Annotated in this window: 21 protein-coding genes; 5 read left to right on the top strand and 16 right to left on the bottom strand. The window is 69.7% G+C overall.

Going from position 1 to position 23,267, the window contains the following annotated elements; all coding sequences use genetic code 11:
* Window positions 1–32: 32 nt before the first annotated feature.
* From PO78_RS04880 to PO78_RS04870, 3 genes are read right to left on the bottom strand one after another with little or no spacing between them, the layout of a single operon-like run.
* Window positions 33–1,331: a hypothetical protein gene (locus PO78_RS04880; RefSeq protein ID WP_004311663.1), complete on the bottom strand. Its 1,299-nt coding sequence runs from the start codon at window positions 1,329–1,331 to the stop codon at window positions 33–35.
* Window positions 1,328–1,546 (bottom strand): DUF2249 domain-containing protein, encoded by a 219-nt coding sequence (locus PO78_RS04875; protein ID WP_004362914.1) that lies wholly within the window; start codon window positions 1,544–1,546, stop codon window positions 1,328–1,330. Before PO78_RS04875 ends, PO78_RS04880 begins: the two co-directional genes overlap by 4 nt.
* The gene (locus tag PO78_RS04870) at window positions 1,543–2,001 is read right to left on the bottom strand and encodes a hemerythrin domain-containing protein (RefSeq protein WP_004311660.1); all 459 of its coding nucleotides are present in this window, start codon (window positions 1,999–2,001) and stop codon (window positions 1,543–1,545) included. The genes PO78_RS04875 and PO78_RS04870 overlap by 4 nt, the downstream gene beginning before the upstream one ends.
* Before the next feature lie 155 nt (window positions 2,002–2,156).
* Here PO78_RS04870 and PO78_RS04865 point away from each other — a divergent pair, with 155 nt between their 5' ends.
* Together PO78_RS04865 and PO78_RS04860 are read left to right on the top strand one after the other, a co-directional pair.
* A complete protein-coding gene (locus PO78_RS04865) occupies window positions 2,157–3,452 on the top strand; it encodes an MFS transporter (protein WP_231570618.1) in 1,296 nt (431 codons plus the stop codon).
* Between the two features lie 169 nt (window positions 3,453–3,621).
* Window positions 3,622–7,422: a DUF748 domain-containing protein gene (locus PO78_RS04860; RefSeq protein WP_043742423.1), complete on the top strand. Its 3,801-nt coding sequence runs from the start codon at window positions 3,622–3,624 to the stop codon at window positions 7,420–7,422.
* A gap of 306 nt (window positions 7,423–7,728) precedes the next feature.
* On the opposite strand, the gene sufT is transcribed toward PO78_RS04860, so the two are convergent.
* The 7 genes from sufT to PO78_RS04825 form a co-directional block, all read right to left on the bottom strand.
* Window positions 7,729–8,298: a putative Fe-S cluster assembly protein SufT gene (sufT, locus tag PO78_RS04855; protein WP_043742421.1), complete on the bottom strand. Its 570-nt coding sequence runs from the start codon at window positions 8,296–8,298 to the stop codon at window positions 7,729–7,731.
* An 18-nt stretch (window positions 8,299–8,316) separates the two neighbouring features.
* Entirely contained in the window at window positions 8,317–8,781 is a 465-nt protein-coding gene (sufU, locus tag PO78_RS04850; RefSeq protein ID WP_004311652.1) for a Fe-S cluster assembly sulfur transfer protein SufU, read from the bottom strand.
* Window positions 8,778–10,061, bottom strand: coding sequence for a cysteine desulfurase (locus PO78_RS04845; protein ID WP_004311650.1), 1,284 nt, complete (start codon window positions 10,059–10,061; stop codon window positions 8,778–8,780). Before PO78_RS04845 ends, sufU begins: the two co-directional genes overlap by 4 nt.
* A complete protein-coding gene (gene sufD, locus PO78_RS04840) occupies window positions 10,058–11,422 on the bottom strand; it encodes a Fe-S cluster assembly protein SufD (protein WP_012585242.1) in 1,365 nt (454 codons plus the stop codon). The genes PO78_RS04845 and sufD overlap by 4 nt, the downstream gene beginning before the upstream one ends.
* Window positions 11,419–12,204, bottom strand: coding sequence for a Fe-S cluster assembly ATPase SufC (gene sufC, locus PO78_RS04835; protein ID WP_004312930.1), 786 nt, complete (start codon window positions 12,202–12,204; stop codon window positions 11,419–11,421). The genes sufD and sufC overlap by 4 nt, the downstream gene beginning before the upstream one ends.
* 148 nt (window positions 12,205–12,352) lie before the next feature.
* Window positions 12,353–13,861 carry a Fe-S cluster assembly protein SufB gene (gene sufB / locus PO78_RS04830; RefSeq protein ID WP_012585243.1) on the bottom strand — a complete coding sequence of 503 codons (1,509 nt, stop codon included), beginning with the start codon at window positions 13,859–13,861 and terminating at the stop codon, window positions 12,353–12,355.
* Complete coding sequence (locus tag PO78_RS04825; protein WP_004312934.1) at window positions 13,861–14,376, bottom strand: SUF system Fe-S cluster assembly regulator; 516 nt, start codon at window positions 14,374–14,376, stop codon at window positions 13,861–13,863. The genes sufB and PO78_RS04825 overlap by 1 nt, the downstream gene beginning before the upstream one ends.
* 301 nt (window positions 14,377–14,677) lie before the next feature.
* Between PO78_RS04825 and PO78_RS04820 the strand changes: the two genes are divergently transcribed.
* Window positions 14,678–14,863, top strand: a complete 186-nt coding sequence (locus tag PO78_RS04820; RefSeq protein ID WP_004312935.1) for a hypothetical protein — start codon at window positions 14,678–14,680, stop codon at window positions 14,861–14,863.
* Window positions 14,856–15,407, top strand: a complete 552-nt coding sequence (locus tag PO78_RS04815; RefSeq protein ID WP_004312938.1) for a sterol desaturase family protein — start codon at window positions 14,856–14,858, stop codon at window positions 15,405–15,407. The genes PO78_RS04820 and PO78_RS04815 overlap by 8 nt, the downstream gene beginning before the upstream one ends.
* An 82-nt stretch (window positions 15,408–15,489) precedes the next feature.
* On the opposite strand, the gene PO78_RS04810 is transcribed toward PO78_RS04815, so the two are convergent.
* The 5 genes from PO78_RS04810 to PO78_RS04790 form a co-directional block, all read right to left on the bottom strand.
* The gene (locus PO78_RS04810; protein WP_004312939.1) at window positions 15,490–15,864 is read right to left on the bottom strand and encodes a DUF423 domain-containing protein; all 375 of its coding nucleotides are present in this window, start codon (window positions 15,862–15,864) and stop codon (window positions 15,490–15,492) included.
* Between the two features lie 168 nt (window positions 15,865–16,032).
* The gene (gstA, locus tag PO78_RS04805; protein ID WP_004312941.1) at window positions 16,033–16,638 is read right to left on the bottom strand and encodes a glutathione transferase GstA; all 606 of its coding nucleotides are present in this window, start codon (window positions 16,636–16,638) and stop codon (window positions 16,033–16,035) included.
* Window positions 16,639–16,810: 172 nt separating this feature from the next.
* Window positions 16,811–17,284 carry a D-aminoacyl-tRNA deacylase gene (gene dtd, locus PO78_RS04800; RefSeq protein ID WP_004312942.1) on the bottom strand — a complete coding sequence of 158 codons (474 nt, stop codon included), beginning with the start codon at window positions 17,282–17,284 and terminating at the stop codon, window positions 16,811–16,813.
* Between the two features lie 141 nt (window positions 17,285–17,425).
* On the bottom strand, window positions 17,426–18,697 hold the full coding sequence (locus PO78_RS04795; protein ID WP_004312943.1) for a bifunctional O-acetylhomoserine aminocarboxypropyltransferase/cysteine synthase: 1,272 nt from the start codon (window positions 18,695–18,697) through the stop codon (window positions 17,426–17,428).
* Between the two features lie 107 nt (window positions 18,698–18,804).
* A complete protein-coding gene (locus PO78_RS04790; protein ID WP_043742418.1) occupies window positions 18,805–21,840 on the bottom strand; it encodes a diguanylate cyclase in 3,036 nt (1,011 codons plus the stop codon).
* 154 nt (window positions 21,841–21,994) lie between these two features.
* Here PO78_RS04790 and PO78_RS04785 point away from each other — a divergent pair, with 154 nt between their 5' ends.
* Window positions 21,995–22,495, top strand: coding sequence for a hypothetical protein (locus PO78_RS04785; protein ID WP_004312945.1), 501 nt, complete (start codon window positions 21,995–21,997; stop codon window positions 22,493–22,495).
* A 47-nt stretch (window positions 22,496–22,542) separates the two neighbouring features.
* On the opposite strand, the gene PO78_RS04780 is transcribed toward PO78_RS04785, so the two are convergent.
* Window positions 22,543–23,187, bottom strand: a complete 645-nt coding sequence (locus tag PO78_RS04780; RefSeq protein ID WP_043742416.1) for a pyridoxamine 5'-phosphate oxidase family protein — start codon at window positions 23,185–23,187, stop codon at window positions 22,543–22,545.
* Window positions 23,188–23,267 lie beyond the last annotated feature (80 nt).

The following is a 23,267-nucleotide window of genomic DNA, read 5'->3' as shown; positions in this document are numbered from 1 at the left end:
ACAAAATTCGCGCGTCGCAAAAAAAACCGGAATCACGCGCTGGCGTGGCTTCCGGGGCGCGGCCCGGCGTTTTTCGCTGCATCGCGGCGGGCGCGCACCACACGCAGCAGGTTGGCGAAGAGCCAACCGAACTCGACCGCCAGCACGACGCCGGCGAGCGGGGCGAGCACCGGCACGAAGACCGCGACGCAGAGCGTGGCGAGACTCGTGGTGCGCACGCGCAGCTGGCGGCGGATCGGGGTGTCGGGCAGCAGCTTCTTCATGTTCGGTGCCTTCAGCCCGGCCTGGGTGAGGTGCAGCCAGGCGAGGAAGGGCACGATCTTGTAGAGCATCGCGGTGATGGTGCCGCCGAAACCGCCGTGCAGGATCAGCACGCCGGCGAGGATCGGCCAGCAGTCGGCGTCGGACCACAGCGAGATCGCCAGCACCAGGACGCCGGCGAGCGCCGAGTACATGGCCTCGCGGAAGGCGAGGAAGGGCGTGTCGGGCTTGCTGCGCCGCGAGTGTGCCTGCAGGTACAGCGTGGTGCCCGCGTAGCCGGCGCCGAGCAGCCCGAGTGCGAGGATGGCGATGAAGCGCGCGGCATCGATTGCGAGATACTCGGCGAGGGTCCACAACACGAGGGTGGCGGTGACCGCCGGTGCCCACAGCGTGGTGAAGCGCTGCGGGTAGGCAGCGGTGATCTGGAACATCGGTACCACGACCCAGCTCGCGGCGGCGAGCAGCACTGCGGCCCAGCCCATCCAGCCCCAGCCGGCGTGCAGGTTCACCACGGTCGGCAGCGGCACCGGCAGGGCGACGCCGCGCGTGAGCACGAGCACCAGGCTGAAGCCGAGGACCGCGGTCACGACGAGGCCGGCGAAGGCCATGCGCAGATCGCGCGGGGTGCGGGTGTTGTTGCCCGTGCGTGCGCCGCGGCTGAGGCCCAGCGCGGCGGCGGAGAGGAACACGAAGAGTCCGCCCACGAGCAGCACGGCGCCGCCGAGCAGGACGCCGGGTGCGCCGGCACCCAGTCCGAAGGCGAGCCCCGCGGCGCCGAGCGCCATCGCCAGGTGAGTGATGCCGGCGATGCGCAGCGGCGCGGGCATGCTCGCGCCCGCCACCACCGGCATGACCTGCAGCAACGCGCCGAGCATCACCTGCAACATGAAGCCGGCGGCGAAGAGGTGCGTGATGGCGAGTGCGCCGGGCGTCCACCGCGAGACGAGGATCTCGCCGCCAAAGATCAGCGTCAGCCCTGCCGCCACGCCGAACAGCGGGGCGGTGAGGAAGAAGCGGATCGGTGCCGAGAACGGCGGCGTGTCGTCGTAGGAGAGGCCCGGCCCCATCATCGCTGGCGGATCCGGATCTCGACGGCGCCGTCGTCGCGGAAGGCCTCGGCGTGGCGGTAGCCGTCGCGATCGAGGATGCGTAGCAGCGGGTGCGGCATGCGGTCGAGGATGAGCAGCATTTCCTCGTCCTTGCCGAGGGCCATCAGGCCCTCCATGGCACGCTCGAAGGGCTCGGGCGGCTCGAGGCCGCGGGCATCGACGACACGTCCGCTCATGCTGCGCGGGCCTCGCCGAGGTGCTTGCCGACCGAGGCCGACAGGCGCTCCTGCTCGTCGCCGGGCAGGCGGCTGTCGAGCATCGGGTAGATCACGCTCTCTTCTTTCATGTTGTGCTGCTGCATCATGATCAGCAGCGTCTCGGCCTCGCCGGCGAAGTCGTCGGCGTCCTGCTTGTCGAGGGCGTACTGCAGGGCGGCCAGGGTGTCGCGCATGTTCTGGTGTTCATGGCGCATCACCATGGTGGGACCTTGCGTCATGCCCGTCGCCTGCTCGAAGGCGGGAAAGAGGGTGCTCTCCTCGGCGTCGAAGTGGGCGTTGAGCGCGTCCGCGAACTTCTTCAGCGCTTCGGCAGCGTCGGCCCAGTCGCCGTCGGAGGCAAGCTCCTCGGCGCGGGCGAAGATGCCGTCGCAGTCGCGGTGGTCGTGGGTCATGAGTTCGGAAATGGTATTCATCGGAGTCTCCTCTCTGGCGGGTGTATCGAATTCTCCGCAGGGGGCGACAAACGGCATTGATGCAGGTCAAGGGCATCCCGGCTGCGTTGGACTGACAACTGTTTGTCGTGCATCAAAGTCCGCATCGCTTGGGCGGCACGGCGCTTGCAGGCACAATGCGCGCTTTTTCGCAGGGGACGCGGGTGGTCCGGACGAGGCGGTCGGGCGGGGCGGAGAACGGCTGCAAGGGCGGCTCGACGAGCGGCTGGGTACGGGTGTTCGTGCCGTTCGCGCTCGGCTATTACCTGTCCTACCTGCTGCGCACGGTCAACGCGGTGATCTCGCCGCGGCTCACCGACGAGCTCGGCCTGTCGGCGGCCAGCCTAGGCCTGCTGACCAGCGCGTATTTCCTCGCCTTCGGCGCGGCGCAGATTCCGGTCGGGATCGCGCTCGACCGCTTCGGTCCGCGGCGGGTGGAGGCCGCGCTGCTGTTGCTCGCGGCGCTCGGCAGCGCGCTGTTCGCCATGGCCGACTCGCTCGGCGCGCTCGCGGGCGCACGCGCCATGGTGGGCCTGGGGGTGTCGGCTTGCCTGATGGCGGCGCTGAAGGGGTTCACGCTGTGGTATCCGCCCGAGCGCCAGAGCTCGATGATCGGTTTCATCATGGCCTCGGGCTCGCTCGGCGCGCTCACCGCCAGCGTGCCGCTCGCGGCGGTGCTGCCGGTGCTGGGCTGGCGCGGGGCGTTCTGGATCATCGCCGCGGTGTCCCTGTTTGCCGCGGTGCTGGCGCTGCGCGCGCTGCCCGATTCGCCAGCGGCGCATAGCGAGGCCTCGCTGGCGGCCGCGCTGCGCGTCGTGGCGGGCATCTTCGCCGCGCCCGCCTTCCTGCGCCATGCGGCGGCCTCGGTGTTCTTCGTCGGCGGCTTCATGGCGCTGCAGAGCCTGTGGGTGGTGCCGTGGGTGATGAACGTGAACGGCTTCGACATCGCCGGTGCGGCGACGGTACTGGTGGCCCTCAACCTCGGCAACCTCGCCGGACAGCTCGCGGTGGGCGTGTTCGGCGTGCGCCTGGCGCGCGCCGGAGTCCAGCCGCTCGGCCTGCTGCGCGCGGGCTACGGCATGATGCTGTTGGTGCAGGCGCTGATCCTGTGGTCCGACCTGCCGGTGCTCCCGCTATGGACCGCATTCGGCCTGCTCACCGCGGCCAACTCGCAGATCTACCTGTCGGCGGCGCGCGCCTTTCCGCCCGCGCTGTTCGGCCGCGTCAGCACCGCGCTCAACCTGATGGCGTTCGCCGGCGCCTTCTGCGTGCAGTGGGGCTTCGGCATCGGCCTCGATCTCATGCGAGGCATGGGTGTGGAGCTTGCGCGCGCGCTGGCCTGGGGCTTCGGAGCCTTGCTCGCGCTGCAGGCGCTCGCCTATCTGCCGCTGCTCGGACGCCCGGCGGCGAGGCCGTCCAAGGGCGAGGCTTGAATGCCCGCATGGACCGTCTCACCGTGTTGCGTGTGCACAGCTTCCTTACCCGAGCGCCACAAAGCGGCGCAAAATAACGCCCGGCCGGGCTCCGGCGCATGCCAGGCGGGCTCCCGCCGCATGATGTCCGGGCAGTTCCGGCGACGAATTCATCCTGATGGAGTTTCCCATGTCTGAACCCACGACCGACTCGACCGTGCAGCCGCCTCGGCGCAAGGGGCTGCGTCGGACGTTGTGGACGGTCGCGATCCTGCTCGCGCTCTCGGCCGCCGCTTACCTCGCCGTGCCGCCGGTGGCGCGGCACTACGCGCAGAAGCTGCTCGGCGAGACGCTCGGGCGCGAGGTCGTCGTCGAGCGCGTGCTGATCAACCCCTTCCGCCTTACTGCCGAGGTGGGCGGACTGCGCATCATGGAGGCCGATGGCAGCGCCGAGGCGCTCGGCTTTGAATCGCTGCGCGCCAACCTCGAGCTCGAGTCGCTGCTGCGCAAGGGCATCGTGCTGCACGAGCTCGCCCTCGACAAGCCGCGCGTCCATGTCGCGCTCGAAGCCGAGGGGCGCCACAACTGGACGGACGTGCTCGAGCGCATCGCCGCGCTCGGTGGCGAGGAACCCGCCGAGGACACGCCGCCGACGCTGTTCTCGATCGGCAACATCCGCATCAGCGACGGCCTTGTGCGCGTCGACGACCGCGTGCGCGGCATCACCCACGAGCTCTCCGAACTGGGCGTCGGCGTGCCCTTCGTCTCCAACCTGCCGGTGCGGGTGGATGTCTTCGTGCAACCCTCGCTCTCGGCCAAGCTCAACGGCGACGCGCTGCTGCTCAATGCGCGCACCAAGCCCTTCGCCGAATCGCAAGAAACCATCCTCGACGTCTCGCTGAAGGAGTTCGACCTCACGCCCTGGATCGCCTACCTGCCGATCGAGCCGCGCTTCCGCCTTCCTTCGGCGCTGCTGACGACCAATCTCGAGCTCTCGTTCAGCCAGACGGTGGAGGGTGCGCCGGTGCTCTCCCTGCGCGGTCCGCTGCAGGTTCACAAGCTGGTGCTGCAGGATCGCGAGGGCGCGCCGGTCGCGACCGCGGACGAGGTGGAGCTCGAATTCGCCGACGTGCAGCCGATGATCGGGCGCTGGCACTTCACCCGGCTGCGCCTGGCACGTCCGGAGCTCGACCTGGTGCGGCTGAAGGACGGCGGGCTCAACGTGCTCGGGCTGATATCGCCTCCGGCCGCCGAAGGCGCCAGGAAGGCAAAGGGCAAGGCTACGAAAGGGGGCAAGGCCGCCGCGCAGGTCGCGCAGAAGGCGGCTTCCGGACCGGCCGCGGGTGCAGCCCAGGCAGACGCAGGCGTCACCACGCCGGCCGCCCCGGCGGACGGCAAGACGGTGGCCGATGCCCGCGACGCGACCCCGGCCGGAGCGGATTTCCTGCTCGCGCTCACGCGCATCCGCGACGGGGTAGTGCGCTTCGAGGACCGCGGCCTGGCCGAGCCCTTCCGCGCGCGCATCGAGGCGATCAACCTCGACATGCGCGATCTCGCCACCGAGGGCGAGCTGCCGGCCGAGATCCGCCTCGATTACGTCACCGATGCCGGCGAGAAATTCACCCACGAGGACGTGCTGCGCCTGGCGCCCTTCGAGTACTCGGGCAGCCTGCAGTTCGAGTCGATCCGCCTGCCGCGCTATGCGCCCTACCTGGCGGCGGCGATGCCCGGCGCCTCGATCGGCGAGGGCAGTCTCAGCGGCGGTGCGCAATACCGCATGACGCTCGGCAAGGACGGCGCGCCGGCGGTGCAGGTCAGCGCCGAGGCGCTCGCACTGCGCGATTTCGCGCTGCTGCTGAAGGATGCGAAGACGCCGGCGCTGAGCCTGCCGGCGCTCGACGTGCGCAGCGCCACGGTCGACCTCGCCGGGCGCAGCGTGCGCATCGGCGGGGTGGAGCTCCAGGGGGCGGCGGTCTCCGCCGTGCGCACCAAGGATGGCGAGTTCGACCTCGTTAGGGCGCTCGTGCCGCCGCCGGCGAAGGGGGCAGCTTCCGCGCCGGCGGCCAAGGGCAAGGCCGAGCCCGACTGGGTGATCGCGGTGGACAAGTTCGCGCTGCGTGGCGCCTCGGTGCGGCTGGACGATCGCAGCGTGGCGCGGCCGGTGCTCACCACGCTCGAGGGCATCGACTTCGAGCTCGACGGCTTCTCCACCGAGAAGGGCGACGCCATCCAGTTCAAGCTCGACTCCATGCTGAACAAGCGCGGCAAGGTGGCGGCCTCGGGGCCGCTGACGATCGCGCCGCTCAAGGCCGATCTCGCCCTCGATCTACGCAACGTCGACCTGCTGCCGCTGCAGCCCTACGTGCTCGAGCAGACCAAGATCGCGATCTCGCGCGGCAACCTCACCACCAAGGGCCGGCTCAAGCTCGACACCGACCGCCGCGGCAAGCTGCTCGCGAGCTTCAGCGGCGACGTCGGGGTGGCGAACTTCGCCTCGGTCGATCGCTTGAACGCGACCGACTTCCTGCGCTGGCGCACGCTCGCGATCGGCGGTATCGACGCGCGCCTTGAGCCCCTTTCGCTCGGCGTCAAGCGCATCGCGCTCGACGATTTCTACACCCGCCTGATCCTCGACAGCCAGGGCCGCCTGAACCTGCGCGAGATCGGCGGCGTCAAGGGTGAGTCCGAAGCGGCCGCGAAGCCGGCGGCTGCCGTCGCGCACACGAAGGAGGTCGAGCAGGGCGAGATGCAGGGTGGGGCGGCCGCCGACGGCCAGCGTACTTCCCCGATCGCGCCCCCAGGCCCGCCGCCCCCGCCGGTGCGCATCGACCGCATCGAGCTCAAGCGCGGCAACGTCGCCTTCAGCGACCGCTTCGTCCGCCCCAACTACGACGCCAACCTGACCGGGCTCGCCGGCACCATCACCGGCTTCTCCACGAGCTCGGACAAGCTCGCCAGGGTGGAGATCGTCGGCAAGGTGGACAAGAGCGCGCCGCTGTCGATCACCGGCGAGCTCAACCCCTTCCGCCAGGATGCCCACCTCGACATCCTCGCCTCGGTGAAGGATTTCGAGCTCACCGGGCTGTCGAGCTACTCCGGCAAGTATGTCGGCTACGGCATCGCCAAGGGCAAGCTGTCGGCGGAGCTCAACTACAAGATCATCGACCGCCAGCTCACCGCGACCAACCGCATTTTCCTCGACCAGCTCACCTTCGGTGACGCGGTGGACAGCCCGGATGCGGTGAACCTTCCGGTGCAGCTGGCGGTGTCGCTGCTCAAGAACAGCCGCGGCGAGATCGACCTCAACCTGCCGGTGAGTGGCACGCTCGACGATCCGCAGTTCAGCGTGTTCGGCCTGGTGATGAAGATGCTGTTCAACCTGATCGGCAAGGCGATCACCTCGCCCTTTGCGCTGCTCGGCTCGGCGCTCGGCGGCGGCGAGGAGCTCTCGCAGCTCGACCTCGCCGCGGGCACGGCCACCCTGGGCGAGGCGGAGCAGGGCAGGCTGAAGACGCTCGCGCAGGCGCTGGTCGATCGCCCCACCTTGCGCCTGGACATCGTCGGCCGTGCCGACCCCGCCTCCGACCTCGACGGCCTGCGCCAGGCGGCGCTGACCAACGCGGTGCGCGCGCAGAAGCTCAAGGCGATGATCGCCAAGGGTCAGGCCGCGCCTTCGATCGAGGAGGTCGAGGTGGGCGAGGCGGAGTACGCCGAGTTGCTGAAGAAAGCCTACCGTGCCGCCGACTTCAAGAAGGAGCGCAATCTGGTCGGCATGGTCAAGGACATTCCTGTGCCCGAGATGGAGGCGCTGATGCGCGCCAACGCGAAGGTCGGTGACGACGACTTGCTGGCTCTGGCGCGCGCACGTGCGCAGGTCGTGCGGGATTGGCTGGCGGGCGAGGGGGGCGTGCCCGGCGAGCGCGTCTTCGTGCTCGAGCCGAAGGTGGAGGCGCTCGGCGAGGGCGGCGAGGTGCAGTTCTCGCTACGCTGATCGGCCGTGGAAATCGCGACTTGCGTCGCTCCTACGGGAGGGTGTCCAGGCGTGACGCCTTCCCGACGCGGAGGTTTTCCACGCGCGTGCCGTTTCCTCCAAGCGTGCGATGTCTTTTCCACGCTCGATGCTTTCTCCCCGCGCGACGTTTTCGTAGGAGCGACGCAAGTCGCGACGCCGCAGTCACGACGCCGCAGGAGCGACGCAAGTCACGATGCCGTAGGAGCGACGCAAGTCGCGATGCGGGCATTGACGCAGTGACGACCGACTTCACTCGCACGAACGCCCGAATGCGCCTTGCTGCCCTCAGAACATCCCCATCTCCAGCCGCGCGGCCTCGCTCATCATCTCGCGGCTCCACGGCGGGTCCCAGACCAGGCTGACCTCGGCATCGGCGACGCCGGGAATCTGCAACAGCTTGTCGCGCGCCTCGTCGGCGATCAGGGTGCCCATGCCGCAGCCGGGCGCCGTGAGGGTCATCGCCGCGGCGATACGGAACCTGCCGTCCGCCAGCGGCTCTGCCGTGCATGCATAGACCAGGCCCAGGTTCACGATGTCGATCGGGATCTCGGGGTCGTAGCAGGTGGCGAGTTGCGCCCACGCCGCCTGTTCGACGCGCTCTGCGGTCTGCTCGCCGTCCGCGTCGGCCGGCGGGGCTGCCGACAACTGCGGCTCGAGGCCGAGCGCGTCGGCGTTGCGCTCGTCGATGCGGTAGAGGTTGCCCCCGCACATCACCGTGATCGAGCCGCCCAGGCGCTGGGTCACCAGCGCGTAGGACCCCTCGGGGAGCGTCTCCGCCTTGCCCCAGGGCACGCTCACCGCCGCGCAGTCGCGCTGCAGCACGCGGGAATCGGTTTCGCCGTAGTGGTCGCCCATGATGTGCTCCTCGAGGTCTTATTCGGTGTGTGCGGTTTCGTGCTCGCCGACGAGCGCGTTGTGCAGGGTGTGCCAGGCGAGCGTGGCGCACTTGACCCGCGCGGGAAACTCCTTGACCCCGGAGAGCACTTCCAGCTTGCCGAAGTCGCGCGCCGGGTCGGCGGCCTCGCGGCCTTCGGTGAGCAGCGCGTGGACGTCGCGGAACAGCGCCTCGACCTCTGCGACCGGCTTGCCCTTGACCGCCTCGGTCATCAGCGACGCCGAAGCGGTGGAGATCGCGCAGCCGTGGCCGACGAAGCTCGAGTCGCGCACGATGCCGTCCTCGACCTGCAGGTACACCGTTAGCTGGTCGCCGCACAGCGGGTTGTGACCGTCGGCGTGGTGATTGGCGGCGGGCAGCGGGCGGTAGTTCCGCGGGTTGCGGTTGTGATCGAAGATCACCTCCTGGTACAGCTCGCGCAGCGAATCCTGCATCCCGCTCATGCCACTCTCCCGTTGCCAGACGCCGTGCCGCCGCGCGTGCCGAACAGTTCCTGCGCCTTGTGGATCGCCGCGACCAGCGCGTCGAGGTCGGCGAGGCCGTTGTAGAGGCCGAGCGAGGCGCGCGCGGTGCCGGGGATGCCGAAGCGCGTCATCAGTGGCATCGCGCAGTGGTGCCCGGCGCGGATCGCCACACCCTCGGCGTCGAGGATGGTGCCGAGGTCGTGCGGGTGGATGCCGTCGACCAGGAAGGACAGGATGCCGGCTTTGCGCTCCGCGGTGCCGACCAGGCGTACCCCGGGGATGGCGGCGAGCGCGCGCGTGCCGTAGTCGAGCAGGGCCTGCTCGTGGACGTGGATGCGCGCGAGCCCGACGCCTTGGACGTAGTCGATCGCCGCAGCCAGCGCGATCGCCCCGGCGATGTTGGGCGTGCCGGCCTCGAAGCGCTGCGGCGGCGGGGCGAAGGTGGTGTTGTCGAAGGCGACGGTACGGATCATGTCGCCGCCACCCTGCCAGGGGGGCATGTGGCGCAGCAGCTCGGCGCGGCCGTAGAGCGCGCCGACGCCGGTTGGGCCGTAGAGCTTGTGGCCCGAGAAGGCGTAGAAGTCGCATCCGATCGCCTGCACGTCCACCGCCTGGTGGGCCACCGCCTGCGCGCCGTCCACGAGCACGACCGCGCCCATCTCGTGCGCGCGCCGCGTCATCTCGGCCACCGGATTGACCGTGCCGAGCGCGTTCGACACATGGGTGATCGCCAGCAGCCGCGTGCGCTCGCCGAGCAGGCCCGCGAAGGCCGCCATGTCGAGCTCGCCGTTGTCCCGCACCGGAATCACCTTGAGCACCGCGCCGGTCTGCTCGCACACGAGCTGCCAGGGCACGATGTTTGAGTGGTGCTCCATGGTGCTGAGCAGGATCTCGTCACCGGCCGCGAGCCGTGGCCGGCCCCAGCTCTGCGCCACCAGGTTGATCGCCTCGGTGGTGCCGCGGGTGAACACGATCTCGTCGGCGCGCGCGGCGTTGAGGAAGCGCTGCACCGTGGCGCGGGCGCCGTCGTAGAGTTCGGTGGCGTGCTGCGACAGCCAGTGCACGCCGCGGTGGATGTTGGCGTTGGACTCGCGGTAGAAGCGCGCCTCGGCCTCGATCACCGCGGCGGGCTTCTGCGTGGTGGCGCCGTTGTCCAGGTAGGCCAGGCGGCGGCCATGCAACGGCCGCGACAAGATGGGGAAGTCGGCGGCAAGGTCCAGGATGGGCGTCTGCGCGCCGGGGTCACACGGAGCGTTCACAGCAGTTCCTCCAGTCGGGCGCCATCGGGCAGGCGTTCGAGCAGCGCGGCGCGGCCGAACGCGCGCAGCGGCGCGTGGGCGATGCGGTCGAGCACCTCGGCGGCGAAGGCGTAGGTCAGCAGCTGGCGTGCGTGCACCGCGTCGACGCCCCGGCTGCGCAGGTAGAAGAGGGCGTCCTCGTCGAGCTGGCCGACGGTGGCGCCGTGGGCGCACTTGACGTCGTCGGCGTAGATCTCGAGCTCGGGGCGGGCGTCGGCCTCGGCCAGGCGGGACAGCAGCAGGTTGTCGCAGCGTTGCATGGCGTCGGTGCGCTGGGCGTCCTGGGCCACCAGGATGCGCCCGGTGAACACCCCGCGCGCGCTGCCGTCGATCAGGCCGCGATAGAACTCGCGGCTGGTGCCCTGCGGGCGGGCGTGGTCGATGCGGGTGTGGTGGTCGACATGGCGGCGGCCGTCGGCGTGGTAGAGGCCGTTCAGCAGCACCTCGGCGCCCTCGCCGGCGAGCCGGGTGCGGATGTCGTTGCGCGCCAGGCGGGCGCCGAAGGACAGCGAGTGCGAGGCGAACACCGCGCCGCGGGCCTGCTCGGCTTCGATCGTCGCCAGGTGGATGGCTTCTGGCGCCTCCTGCTGCAGCTTGAGGTGGGTGACGTGGCTGTCCTGCGCGGCGAGCACGCGGGTGACGGCGGTGGTCAGCGTGCTGCCGGCGGCGCCGGCCGGGTAGTGCTCGACGATCGTCGCCTGCGCGCCGGGCTCGGTGACGACGAGGTTGCGCAGGTGCTGGTCGGCGACGGTCGCGGTGAGGAAGACGAGGTGTATCGGCGGCTCCACGGCGACGCCGCGCCCCAGGCGGATCCAGGCGCCGTCGGCGGCCAGCGCGGCGTTGAGCGCGGCGGGGGCCTCGCCGTCGCCGGCCTGGCCGAAGGCGGCCTCGACCGCCTCGGGGGTCTGCCCGAGCGCATCGGCCAGGCTGCCGATGCGCACGCCGCCGGGAAGCCCGCCGATGGCGGACAGCGCGGGGGCGAAGTGCCCATCCACGAAGACCACCCAGTGGCCGTCGTCGCCGGCGGACTCCACGGCCTTCCGCGCGGGGTCCTGTGCTGTGCCCAGCGCTGCCCGGTAGCGCGCGCGCAGGTCCGCCACGACCGCCTCGGGCGCGACCGTCTCGCGCACCGCCAGCGCCTGCTGCGCCATGAAGGCGAGCGAGGTGTGTCGCCAGTTCTCGCGCCGTGTCGTCGGCCAGCCTTCGTCGGCGAAGCGGTCGATGGCGTCCTCGCGCAGGCGGACGAGCCAGGGCAGGTCGGCGCCGGGCAGATCGGCAGCGGTGTCGCGCTGGCGTCCGAGCCAGAAGTCGATCGCGCTCATGGCCGCGCTCCCGCGGACGCGCCGCCGGCCTTGTCGCCCTGCGCCGCGTCGATCCAGCCGTAGCCGTGCTCTTCCAGCTCGAGCGCGAGCTCGCGCCCGCCCGAGCGCACGATGCGGCCCTGCGACAGCACGTGCACCTTGTCCGGAACGATGTAGTCGAGCAGGCGCTGGTAGTGGGTGATGACGATCATCGAGCGCGCGGGCGAGCGCAGGCGATTGACGCCCTCGGCGACGATCTTCAGCGCATCGATGTCCAGGCCCGAGTCGGTCTCGTCCAGCACCGCGAGCCTGGGCTCGAGCAGCGCCATCTGCAGCACCTCGTTGCGTTTCTTCTCGCCGCCGGAGAAGCCCTCGTTCACCGAGCGGTAGAGGAATTCCTCCTTCATTCCAACCGCCTTCATCTCGGCCTTCACCCGCGCGAGGAAGTCCATCGCGTCGTATTCCGGCAGCCCGCGGTGGCGGCGCACCGCGTTGACTGCGGCCTTGAGGAAGTAGGCGTTCGACACGCCGGGGATCTCGACCGGGTACTGGAAGGCGAGGAAGAGCCCGGCGCGCGCGCGCTCCTCGGCGGGCAGGGCGAGCAGGTCGGCGCCGTTCCAGTCGACGCTGCCGTCGGTGACGGTGAAGGTCTCGCGTCCGGCCAGCACCTGGGCGAGCGTGCTCTTGCCCGAGCCGTTGGGACCCATGATCGCGTGCACCTCGCCGTCCGCGACCTCGAGGTTCAGGCCCTTGAGGATCGCCTTGCCGTCAATCGCGGCGTGCAGGTTGTTGATTTTAAGCATGTTTGTTCTCCGGATTTCCATCTCGATGTCGCAAGTGGCGCCCCCGTAGGAGCGACACAAGTCGCGATCGTGCTTCTCGGGCCTTGGATCGCGACTTGCGTCGCTCCCACGAAAAAACGCACGGCCCTGTTTCCATGTGGGCGCCGGCTCAGCCGACGCTGCCTTCGAGGCTCACGCCCAGCAATTTCTGCGCTTCCACCGCGAATTCCATCGGCAGCTCCTTGAACACCTCTCGGCAGAAGCCATTGACGATCATCGACACCGCGTCCTCGGCGCTGATGCCGCGCTGCATCGCGTAGAAGAGCTGGTCCTCGCCGATGCGCGAGGTGGTGGCCTCGTGCTCGACGTGCGCCGTGGGGTGGCGGACCTCGATGGTCGGGAAGGTGTGCGCCGCACAGCGGTCGCCGATCAGCAGCGAGTCGCACTGGGTGTAGTTGCGCGCGCCCTCGGCCTTGGGGGTGATCTTGACCAGGCCGCGGAAGGTGTTGCTGCCGCGCCCGGCCGAGATGCCCTTGCTGAGGATGGTGCTGCGGGTGTTGCGCCCCATGTGGATCATCTTGGTGCCGGTGTCGGCCTGCTGCAGGTTGTTGGTCAGCGCCACCGAGTGGAAATCGCCCACCGAATCGTCGCCGCGCAGGATCACGCTCGGGTACTTCCACGTGATCGCCGAGCCGGTCTCGACCTGGGTCCAGGAGATGTGCGAGCGCGCGCCGCGGCAGTCGCCGCGCTTGGTGACGAAGTTGTAGATGCCGCCCTTGCCGTCCTTGTCGCCCGGGTACCAGTTCTGCACGGTGGAATACTTGATCTTGGCGTCGTCGAGCGCGATCAGCTCGACCACCGCGGCGTGGAGCTGGTTCTCGTCGCGCATCGGCGCGGTGCAGCCTTCGAGGTAGCTGACCGAAGCGCCTTCCTCGGCGATGATCAGCGTGCGCTCGAACTGGCCGGTGTCGCGGGCGTTGATGCGGAAGTAGGTGGAGAGCTCCATCGGACACTTCACCCCCTTGGGGATGAAGACGAAGGAGCCGTCGGAGAACACCGCGGAGTTGAGCGCGGCGTAGAAATTGTCGCCCGGCGGCACCACGGTGCCGAGGTACTTGCGCACCAGCTCGGGGTGTTCCTTCACCGCCTCGGAGAAGGAACAGAAGATCACGCCGTGGGCGCCCAGCTCCTTCTTGAACGTGGTCGCCACGCTCACCGAGTCGAACACCGCATCCACCGCCACGCCGGCCAGGCGCGCGCGCTCGTGCAGCGGCACGCCGAGCTTCTCGAAGGTGCGCAGCAGCTCGGGGTCGACCTCGTCCAGGCTCTTGGGGCCGTCCTTCTTCGACTTGGGTGCGGAGTAATAGACGATGTCCTGGAAATCGACCGCCGGGAACTGCACCGCGGCCCAGGTCGGCGGGCTCATCGTCAGCCAGTGGCGGTAGGCCTCGAGGCGCCAGTCGAGCAGCCATTCGGGTTCGCCCTTGCGCGCGGAGATCATGCGGATGACGTCTTCCGACAGACCCTTGGGCACGGTGTCGGTGTCGAGCGTGGTCTCGAAGCCGGCGGCGTAGTCCTGCTCGAGGAAGGCACCGATCGCGTCGCCGCGGCGGGCAGGGGAGGCGATGGAGGCCGAGGAAGGGGTCGAAGTGGGGGCAGAGGTGGGGGCGTTCATCATCAGATCTCCTGTTCGTCTGCGCGCGCTGCGGGGAGGCAGGCCGCGGCGCTGCGCGCGGGGCCATGCATGCGGTGTTCGGTGGTGTGCGGGGCGGGGAAGGCGGCGCCGTGGACGGGGTGGACCATGTCGGCAATATTCACCGCCTGCAGCGCCTGGCGCACCACGGTGTTGATCCGCATCCAGTTCTCGCGGATACGGCAGTCGGACTCGATCGCGCACACGCCGCTGCTCGAGCTGCACTCGGTGAGCCCGAAGGCCTGCTCCTCGAGCGCGTCGATCACGTCGGCCACGGTGATTCGGTCGGGCGGACGGGCGAGCGCGTAACCGCCATGCGCGCCGCGCTGGCTGCTCACCAGCTCGTGGCGGCCGAGCGTCTTGAGCACCTTGCTGACCGTGGGCAGACCGAGGCCGAGCGCTTCGGCGAGGCCGGCGGCGCTGTGCAGTCGATCCGGATGCCCGGCCATGTGGGTCAGGATCAGGGTGCCGTAATCGGTGAGTTTGCTGATGCGCAGCATGTCGATGTGCTCGCGTGGGTGGTGTCGGAATTAAAAGTACCAAAACGGTACTGTATAGTCAAGCCGTGGCATCTCGACTGCGGGGACCACGACTTGCGTCGCTCCTGCCGGACGCCCCGGGGCGCGCCGGGGGCTGGAGGCGCGACGGTTTTCGTGGGAGCGACGCAAGTCGCGATCTGCGCTGCAATCCCCCGCGCAGTGGTTCAGGGGTGCGTCGCGCTGGCGTGGTGGTGCAGCGCGGCTATCATTCCATCAGGGCGCGCGCTTGCGCCGGCATGACGATTGCGAGGACTTCGACACCATGGAACCCGTCGGCGGCTGCAGCTATGTCATCCGCCTGTGCAGCGGCGAACTGCGCCGGTGGCGCTTTGAAGGCGTGGATCAACGCGGATTCGGCTGGTGGCTGGACGAGGAGACCGGACTCGGCTTTTCGGACGCGAGCCTGATGTACGCCTGGGAAATCCTGGAGCGCGCCGACGATGGCTGAACCCTGGACCTTGCGCCTGGCGCTCGCCTATCCGGCCTCGTTGGTGGTGCCGTGCGCCGGTCTGGTCGTGCTGGCGATGAGTTCGCAGCCGACCGCCGCTGCGGGCCCGGGCCTCGCCGCCGTGCTGGTGGTGGCGGGCTTGGCCGCGTGGACGCTGATCGAATACGTCCTCCACCGCTGGATGCTGCATGGGATCGAGCCCTTCCAGCGCTGGCACCTGGCCCATCACCGCCATGCCGGGGTGACGATCCGCGTACCGGTGCTGTTCAGCGTGCTGCTGGTGCTGGCAGTGGTCGGCTTGCCGGCGCTGATTTCCGGTGGCAGCGCATACGCGGCGCCCTTGTCGGCGGGCATGCTGCTCGGCAACCTGCTGCAGGAGGCGGTGCACCACCGCCTGCACGACACCCGCCCGGCGGGGCGCTGGCTGGAGGCGCGGCGGCGGCTGCACGGCTTCCACCATTTTTGCGACGAGCGCCGCGGCTACGGCACGGTGACGGATCTTTGGGACCGCGTCTTCGGCACGCTGCCGCCGCCACACCGCTGAAGAGCGGGCGCTGCAAGCCGCTGCGGCGGCTCCCAAAGTGCCCGTGTCCTTGAAAGACGCTTTCCAAGCTGCGGCCGTGTCCTCAGCGCCGCGGGCGCGCCACTCGCCAGACCAGCACCAGCCAGCCGGCGATCATCAGGCTGCCGCCGATCGGGGTGACCGCCCCCAGCCAGCGCGGCGCACCCAGCGCCATCGCGTAGAGCGTGGTGCAGAAGATCAGCGTGCCGCCGGCGAGCAGCGAAGCCGGGAGGCTGCCGCCCTGCACGCGCGCCGCGCCGATCGCGAGCAGCCCGAGCGCGTGCCACATCTGGTACTGCACCGCGGTCTGCCACCAGCCTTGGGCGGCGGCATCGAGCGCCCCGCGCAGCGCATGCGCACCGAAGGCGCCGAGAGCGACGCCGAGGGCAGCGAGCAGAGCGCCGGCGAGGAGGGGAGCGCGGGAGGCGGGATCGGTCATGGAGAGGGGTGCGAGCTAGCTGTGACGGTGGCGATCATCGAGCCGATGCGAGAGAACGATGGCGGTCCTAGCGCCTTGCGGCGCTCCTGCAGAGACATCGCGGCGTCGGCCCCTGCAGGAGCGCCGGCAGCCGCGCATTCACGATCTGCTGGCGATGCTTCGCGCCACTCAGGCCAGGCCTTCCGCCTTCAGCGCCGCCTGTACCGCCGGACGCGCCGCCACGCGGGCCTGAAAGGCGCTCAGGTTGGGCCACTTCGCCAGGTCGATGCCGACGAACTTCATCCAGCTCAGCACGGTGAACAGATAGCCGTCGGCGACGCTGAAGTCCTCGCCCAGCAGGTAGGACTTGCCATCGATCTGCTCGTTTACATAGCCGAGGCGGCGCTCGAGGTTGGCGCCGGCGATCTCCTTCCACTCCTTGCCCGAGGCCGGGTTGAAGAAGGGGCTGCAGGACTTGTGCAGCTCGGTGCCGATGAAGTTGAGCCATGACTGCAGGCGGTAGCGCTCGATCGTGCCGTTGGCCGGCGCGAGCTTCTTCTGCGGCGCCTGGTCGGCGATGTACTGCACGATCGCCGCGCCTTCGGTGAGCAGCTCGCCGCTGTCGAGCAGCAGCGCCGGGACGTAGCCCTTGGGGTTGCTTTTCCAGAAGTCGGCGCCGCTGGCGGTCACCTTGGTCTTGAGGTCGACCGACTCGGTCTCGTAGGGCAGGCCGGATTCTTCCAGCGCGATGTGGGGCGAGAGCGAGCAGGCACCGGGTTTGAAGTAGAGCTTCATGTTGTCTCCTGGTCGAGGGGTTGGGAGCCACGATTATGCCCCGACGCGCCATGAAACAGTCGCGCGCCGCCGGTGGGGCGGGGGGTAGGAGCGACGCAAGTCGCGATTGCAGCGTTCGGACTCCCGCCGGCGTCCTTCGCAGCAGCGAGGCCGATCGCGACTCGCGTCGCTCCTACGCAAAACCGCGGGGGTCGTCCGCTGCGGTCGGGGCGATGCGCAGCGGCACTGTGACCGGGCCGTCGTTGATGAGTTGCACCTTCATGTCGGCGCCGAAGCGGCCGGTCTCCACCTGCGCGTGGGCGGCGCGGGCACGGGCGACGAAATGCTCGTAGAGCGCCTGGCCGGTGTGCGGGTCTGCGGCCTTGGTGAAGCTCGGCCGGTTGCCGCCCGAGGTGTCGGCGGCGAGGGTGAACTGGCTCACCACCAGCAGCCCGCCTCCGACGTCCTGCACCGAGCGGTTCATCTTCCCGGCTTCGTCGGCGAAGATGCGCAGCTTGAGGATCCTGGCGAGCAGCTTGTCGGCCTCGGCGGGCGTGTCGCCGCGCTCGGCGCACACCAGCGCGAGGAGGCCGGGGCCGATCTCGCCGATGGTCTCGCCATCGACGATCACACGCGCTTCGGAGACGCGCTGCAGGACTGCGAGCATCGGGGTTTCTCGTGAAAGCGGTGGTCTGTGCGGAAAGCCGCGGGAAACGGGGAAGGGAAAGGAAACGGGAGGAAACGGGGACAGACCACGATTTCGCAGGAAATGCGCGGTCTGTCCCGGACAGACGCATTAAGAACTACGTCAGACCGCCGCCAGCGCCTGCTCCAGATCGGCAACGATGTCGTCGATGTGCTCGATGCCGATCGACAGTCGCACCATGTCGGGCGACACGCCGGCCTTGGCGAGTTCGGCCGGCGAGAGCTGGCGGTGGGTGGTGGAGGCCGGGTGGCAGGCGAGCGACTTGGCGTCGCCGATGTTCACCAGGCGGGTGATGAGCTTCAGCGCATCCTGGAAGCGGCCGCCGGCTTCAAAGCCGCCCTTGACCCCGAAGGACAGGATGCCCGAGGCGCGCCCGCCCATGTACTTCTGCACCAGGGCGTGGTCGGCGTGGTCGGGCAGGCCGGCGTAGTTCACCCACTCGACCTTGGCGTGCTTCTTCAGGTACTCGGCGACCTTGATCGTGTTGGTGCAGATGCGGTCCATGCGCAGCGCCAGGGTCTCGATGCCCTGCAGGATCAGGAAGCTGTTGAAGGGCGAGATCGCCGCGCCGGTGTTGCGCAGCGGCACCACGCGCGCGCGGCCGATGAAGGCGGCTGCACCCAGAGCCTCGGTGTAGCACACGCCGTGGTAGGAGACGTCGGGCTCGTTGAGGCGCTTGAAGCGCGCCTTGTGCTCGGCCCAGGGGAACTTGCCCGAGTCGACGATCACGCCGCCGATCGAGTTGCCGTGGCCGCCGAGGTACTTGGTGAGCGCGTGCACCACGATGTCGGCGCCGTGCTCGAAGGGGCGGCACAGGTAGGGCGAGGGCACGGTGTTGTCCACGATCAGCGGCACGCCGGCCTTGTGCGCGATCTCGGCGAGACGGCCGATGTCGGTGACGTTGCCGAGCGGGTTGCCCACCGATTCGCAGTAGATCGCCTTGGTACGCGCGTCGATGAGCGCGGCGAAGCTGTCGGGGTCGCGGTAGTCGGCGAAGCGCACCTCGATGCCGAACTGAGGGAAGGTATGCGCGAACAGGTTGTAGGTGCCACCGTACAGCGTCGACGCCGAGACGATGTTGTCGCCGGCTTCGGCGATGGTCTGGATGGCGTAGGTGATCGCCGACATGCCCGAGGCCACGGCGAGCGCGCCGATGCCGCCTTCGAGCTGGGCCACGCGCTGCTCGAGCACCGCGGTGGTCGGGTTCATGATGCGGGTGTAGATGTTGCCCTGCACCTTGAGGTCGAAGAGGTCCGCGCCGTGCTGGGTGTCGTCGAAGGCGTACGAGGTGGTCTGGTAGATCGGCACCGCGACGGCCTTGGTGGTCGGATCGGGCGAGTAGCCGCCGTGCACGGCGATGGTCTCGAGCTTCATGGGTCAGGTCTCCCCTTGGGTGAAAGTGGCGGGGAGTATAGCCAGCGCGGGCGGGATGGCGGAACCGCCGCATGCGCGTGGTGCTTCGATGCCGGCGGCGCGCTGGTCTATCCCGGGGTGCGAACTGCGACGCAGACACGGTTGCGGCCGCCGCGCTTGGCACGGTAGAGCGCGGCATCGGCGTCACCGAGGACGCGGGCGGGATCCCCTCCCGACACGAGGGCAAGACCGAGGCTGATGGTGAGCGACACCGCGCCGGCCGCGGTCGCCGCGGGCGCCGCCTCCACGCTACGGCGCAGGCGTTCGGCGAGGGTGAGGGCGGTGTCGGCGTCGACGTCGTCGAGCAGCACGGCGAATTCCTCGCCGCCGAGGCGGCCCGCCCGGTCGTGCTGGCGCAGGCCGCCGCGGATCAGCCGTGCCGCGTGCTGCAATACCTCGTCGCCGACCGGGTGCCCGTGGGTGTCATTGACGTGCTTGAAGTGGTCGATGTCGATCATCAACAGTGCGCTGCCGCGCGCGGGCTCGCGCCGGGCGTCGTCGAGCGCGGCGTCCAGGCACGCCAGGAAGCTGCGCCGGTTGGGCAGCCCGGTCAGCGGGTCGGTGGCGGCGAGCTCCGCCAGCCGGCGTTCGCGCTCCTTGCGCTCGGTGACGTCGCGCAGCAGCCACACGCGGCCGAGGCGTCGCCCGTCGTGTTCGATCGGCAGCCAGTCGATCTCCAGCGTGCGCCCCTTCACGCCCTCCACTTCGACCGTGGCGCGCTTCTCCGCCGTGAGGTCGGCGTCGGGCCGATGCAGCCACCCCATGCGCTCCGTACCCAGCCGCTCGCACAGCGCCGCGTGCGTGAGGCCGATCAGTTCGTCCGGGGCGGCCGCGAGACCGAGCAGTTCGCAGAACCCCCGGTTCACCGAGCTGATCAGGCCGTCCTGGTCTTCCATCAGGACGCCGCCCGGGAAGCGCTCGAGCACCGTCTTCAGGCGCAGGCGCTCGGTGGCGAGCGCCATCCGCGTGCGGTACTTGTCGGAGATGTCGACCAGGGTCCAGACGGTGTCGCTGTCGGGGTCCTCCGGGTCCAGCATCACGCCATGTACGTCGAACCAGCGTTTCTTGCCACGATTGTCGCGCAAGGGCAGTTCGATGTTGACCTGTCCGCCGGCCCGCAGCGCCGCGTAGTGCTGCGGGATGAAGATGGCCTGGTCCTCGTGCAGGGCGAGGTCGGTGAGCTTGAGTCCGCCGATCGGGGTCGAGGGCGGCGCGAAGATCTCGTGGGCGCGGCTGTTGGCTTCGAGGATGTCGAGGTCGGCGTCGAGCATGGCGATGGCGGCCGCGCTGTGGTCGAGGAGGGCCCGACGCAACTGCGTGGCGGCGACCCGTGCGGTGATGTCGGAGAAGGTGCCCACGAGACGCCGCGGGCCACCCTGCGCGTCGGTCTCCACGACGCTGCCGCGGGCGTGGATCCAGACCCAGCGCCCGGACGCGGCGCGCAGGCGGAGGTCGCCCGCCACGGGAGCGTCGGGCGTCGCGCTCGGCACGGCGCGCAGCATCGCGTCCTGGCGCTGGCGATCGGCCGGATGGACGAGCGCGCAAAAGTCGTCGAAGCACATCTCCGAGCCCAGTTCCGGACGATCGAGCATCTCGAGGATGCGCTCGTCGAGCGCGATGCGGTCGCGGGCGAGATCCCACGACCACAGGCCGTCGCGGACGGCGTCGACCGCCTGGCGCAGGCGCGCCTCGCTTTCGCGCAACTGCTGCGCAGCCACCTGGCGCTCGGTGATGTCGTGCACATAGCCGTGCCACAGCGTGTCGCCTTCGGGCGTGCGCTCGGGGTTGGCTTCGCCGAGCAGCCAGCGCAGCCGGTCGCCCTCGCCCCGCACGCGGAATTCGCATCGCCAGGGCGCGAGGTTCGCGGCCGAGCGGAGGATGCTGTCGCGCAGACGGTCCAGATCGTCGGCGTGGACGCGCTCGAACAGGCGCATCGCCGAATCCTGCAGCCCCTCGGGCCCCACCCCGTAGAGTTCGCGCACGCCCGGGCTGCAGTAGGGCATGGAGGTGCTGCCGTCCGCACGCAGCAGGAACTGGTAGGCCATGCCCGGAAAGTGACCGACCAGCTTCTCCAGCCGCCTGCGGGCGCGGCCGAGCTCTTCGCCCTGGCGGGCGTGGCGGCGCCAGAGCAGGCTGATCAGCAAGGCCGCTGCCAAGAGCAGCAGCGAGCCCAGGCCGCTGCGGAGGCGGTTGTCGCGGATCGTGCCGCGCACCGGGGCGAGCGCGTCCGCCTTGCTCAGCCCGAGCGCGGCGACGACGGGAAAGCCCGCAACGCGGTGCCAGGCGTAATAACGCTCGACGCCGTCCAGTGGCGCGGTCGCATCGAAGTTGCCCTGCAGCGCCACGCGATCGAGCAGATAGGGGCGGTCGGACGGCACCGAGCGCCCGATGGCTCCCGCGGTCCGGTTGGAGTGGGCGAGGAAGTGACCATCGTCGAGCACGAGCGCCGCCACGTCCGAGGTCCCCGGATAGAGTTCCCTCAGTGCCCGGGTGAGATGGGCGACCGACACCGACAGGACGATCACGCCGCGCAGTCGCCCCTCCTCCACGAGCGCACGGGAAAACGGCACGATCCAGGCGCCGGTCATGCGTCCGCGGTAGGGCTGGCCGATGAAGAGGCCCTTGTCCCCTTCCAGATGGACGCGAAAATGCCCGAAGTCCGCGATGCCGTAGCGCTCGAGTTCGAGCGGCAGGCGCTCGCCGACGGTGGAGTAGAGGAGCCGCCCCTCGGCATCGGCGACGTCGATGCCGACCAGGGCGTCTTCGGGAAGCGCAAGGTGCGCACGCACGAGGGCGTCGCGCGCGCCCTGCGGACCTTCCTTCAGCCAATGCTCGCCCAGGTGCAGGGAAAGATAGTCGAGCTTGCGGAACAGCGCTCCGGTGTGCAGCGCCAATGCGTGTGCGGTCTGCAGGGCACGCAACCGGGTCAGGCTCTCGGCCTGGGAGACGAGCGCGGTGTGCGAGTGGTCGAGCTGCAACCAGTAGCCGCCGAGCAGTACCGTGAACGCCAGCCAGGCAACCACCAGCCTGCCCGCGATCCCGTCACTGCGAACGAGGGCGGCGACCGTGGCGCGCGAACGATACAGGAGGGAGGAGAGGGGCAAGTCGGTTTCACCGATCTGTAATGATTCAAGTCTATCAAGTTGCGAGGAAATCCGAGCGGACGATTGTTACGCGGCACGACGACTTCCCTTGCGCCGGATCGCCGCGCCTCGGGCATCATGGCGCGCTTCACAACCCGAGAGGCAGGCAAAACCCATGTACCCCATCCACGACACCGACGCGCAGTTGCTGCTGGCGACCCTGATCGCCGCAAAGAGGCGACCCGCCGCGCTGGCCGATATCGTCGCGGCCGCCGAGTTCATGGGCTTTCCGGTCACCGCCCCCGCGGCGTGGGCGGTGGCCTTCGAGCGCTTCGTCACCCACGGCCTGTTGACCACGGCGGGCGAGGGCTACGTGCTGACGCCGCTGGCCGTGCAGCTGGTCGAGGGCCTGCCGAGGAAGGCCGAGGCCGATGAGCGCGTGTTCCTGCTGCGCGAGCGCCTGTCGGCGTACAAGCCGGCCACCGAGCATGCGGCAATCGCGATCGGCGCCGAGCACTTCGAGGCGGCGCTGCGCGAGCATGCCAGGCTGGCGCAGCAGGGCGGCAAGAACCTGCTGATGCCCAAGCCCAAGCGTGACGACGAGGACGAGCGCAGGCGTCCGTACGGCGGCCGGCCCGGCGGCGGCCGCTTCGGCAATGCGCGGCGGCGTCCCTGATGGCGTAGTGGCGGTCCGCGCGAGGCGCTCGCCGCCCGGTTCTTGCCTTAACCGAAGCGGGTCGGCGGTACCGATCGCGCCACGCTGTCCGGCTCGGTCACCGGCTCGCCAGCCAGCGTGCGCAGCGGGATCACGCCCGCCCACACCGGCCAGTCCAGGTCTTCCTCGTCGTCCTTCACGCCCCAGTCGCGCACCTTGGCCGACGCCTCGTCGAGCGCAATCCGCAGCACGCTGGTGGCGTTCAGCTCCTTCTCCGTGATCGGGCGCAGCGTGTCCCAGCGTCCGGGGTAGAGGCCGTCGATGAAGGCGCGCAGGCTGGCGAGCTTGTGTGCGGGCTCGGTCACCGCCTCGAAGCGGCCGTAGACCACCACCGAGCGGTAGTTCATCGAGTGGTGCATCGCCGAGCGCGCCAGCACCAGGCCGTCGGCGAGTGCGATCGTCACGCAGGCCTCGCCCTCGGTCAGCGCCTTCAGCATGCGCGAGGCCTTGGCGCCGTGGAGGTAGAGGTGCCCGCCCTCGCGCCAGTGGATCGTGGGAATGGCATGGACCGCGCCGTCGAGCTGGAAGGCGACGGTGCACAGCATCGCCGCATCGACGATCGCGGCGATGGTGTCGGCGTCGTAGTGCGCGCGCTCGGGCAGGCGGCGCACGCGGGTGCGCGGGGAGGGGGCAGGTCGCGTGGGGCGGGACATGGCGTCGAGGCTCCGAGGGGTTCGATCACCTTATCCTAGGTTCGTGGTGGTACCTTTCGTAGTGCCACAAGGACCTTCCA

The organism is Thauera sp. SWB20, from assembly GCF_000831325.1.
Taxonomy (GTDB): domain Bacteria; phylum Pseudomonadota; class Gammaproteobacteria; order Burkholderiales; family Rhodocyclaceae; genus Thauera; species Thauera aminoaromatica.
The sequence above is the reverse complement of the archived record's forward strand: the minus strand, read 5'-3'. Positions and strand labels throughout refer to the sequence as shown.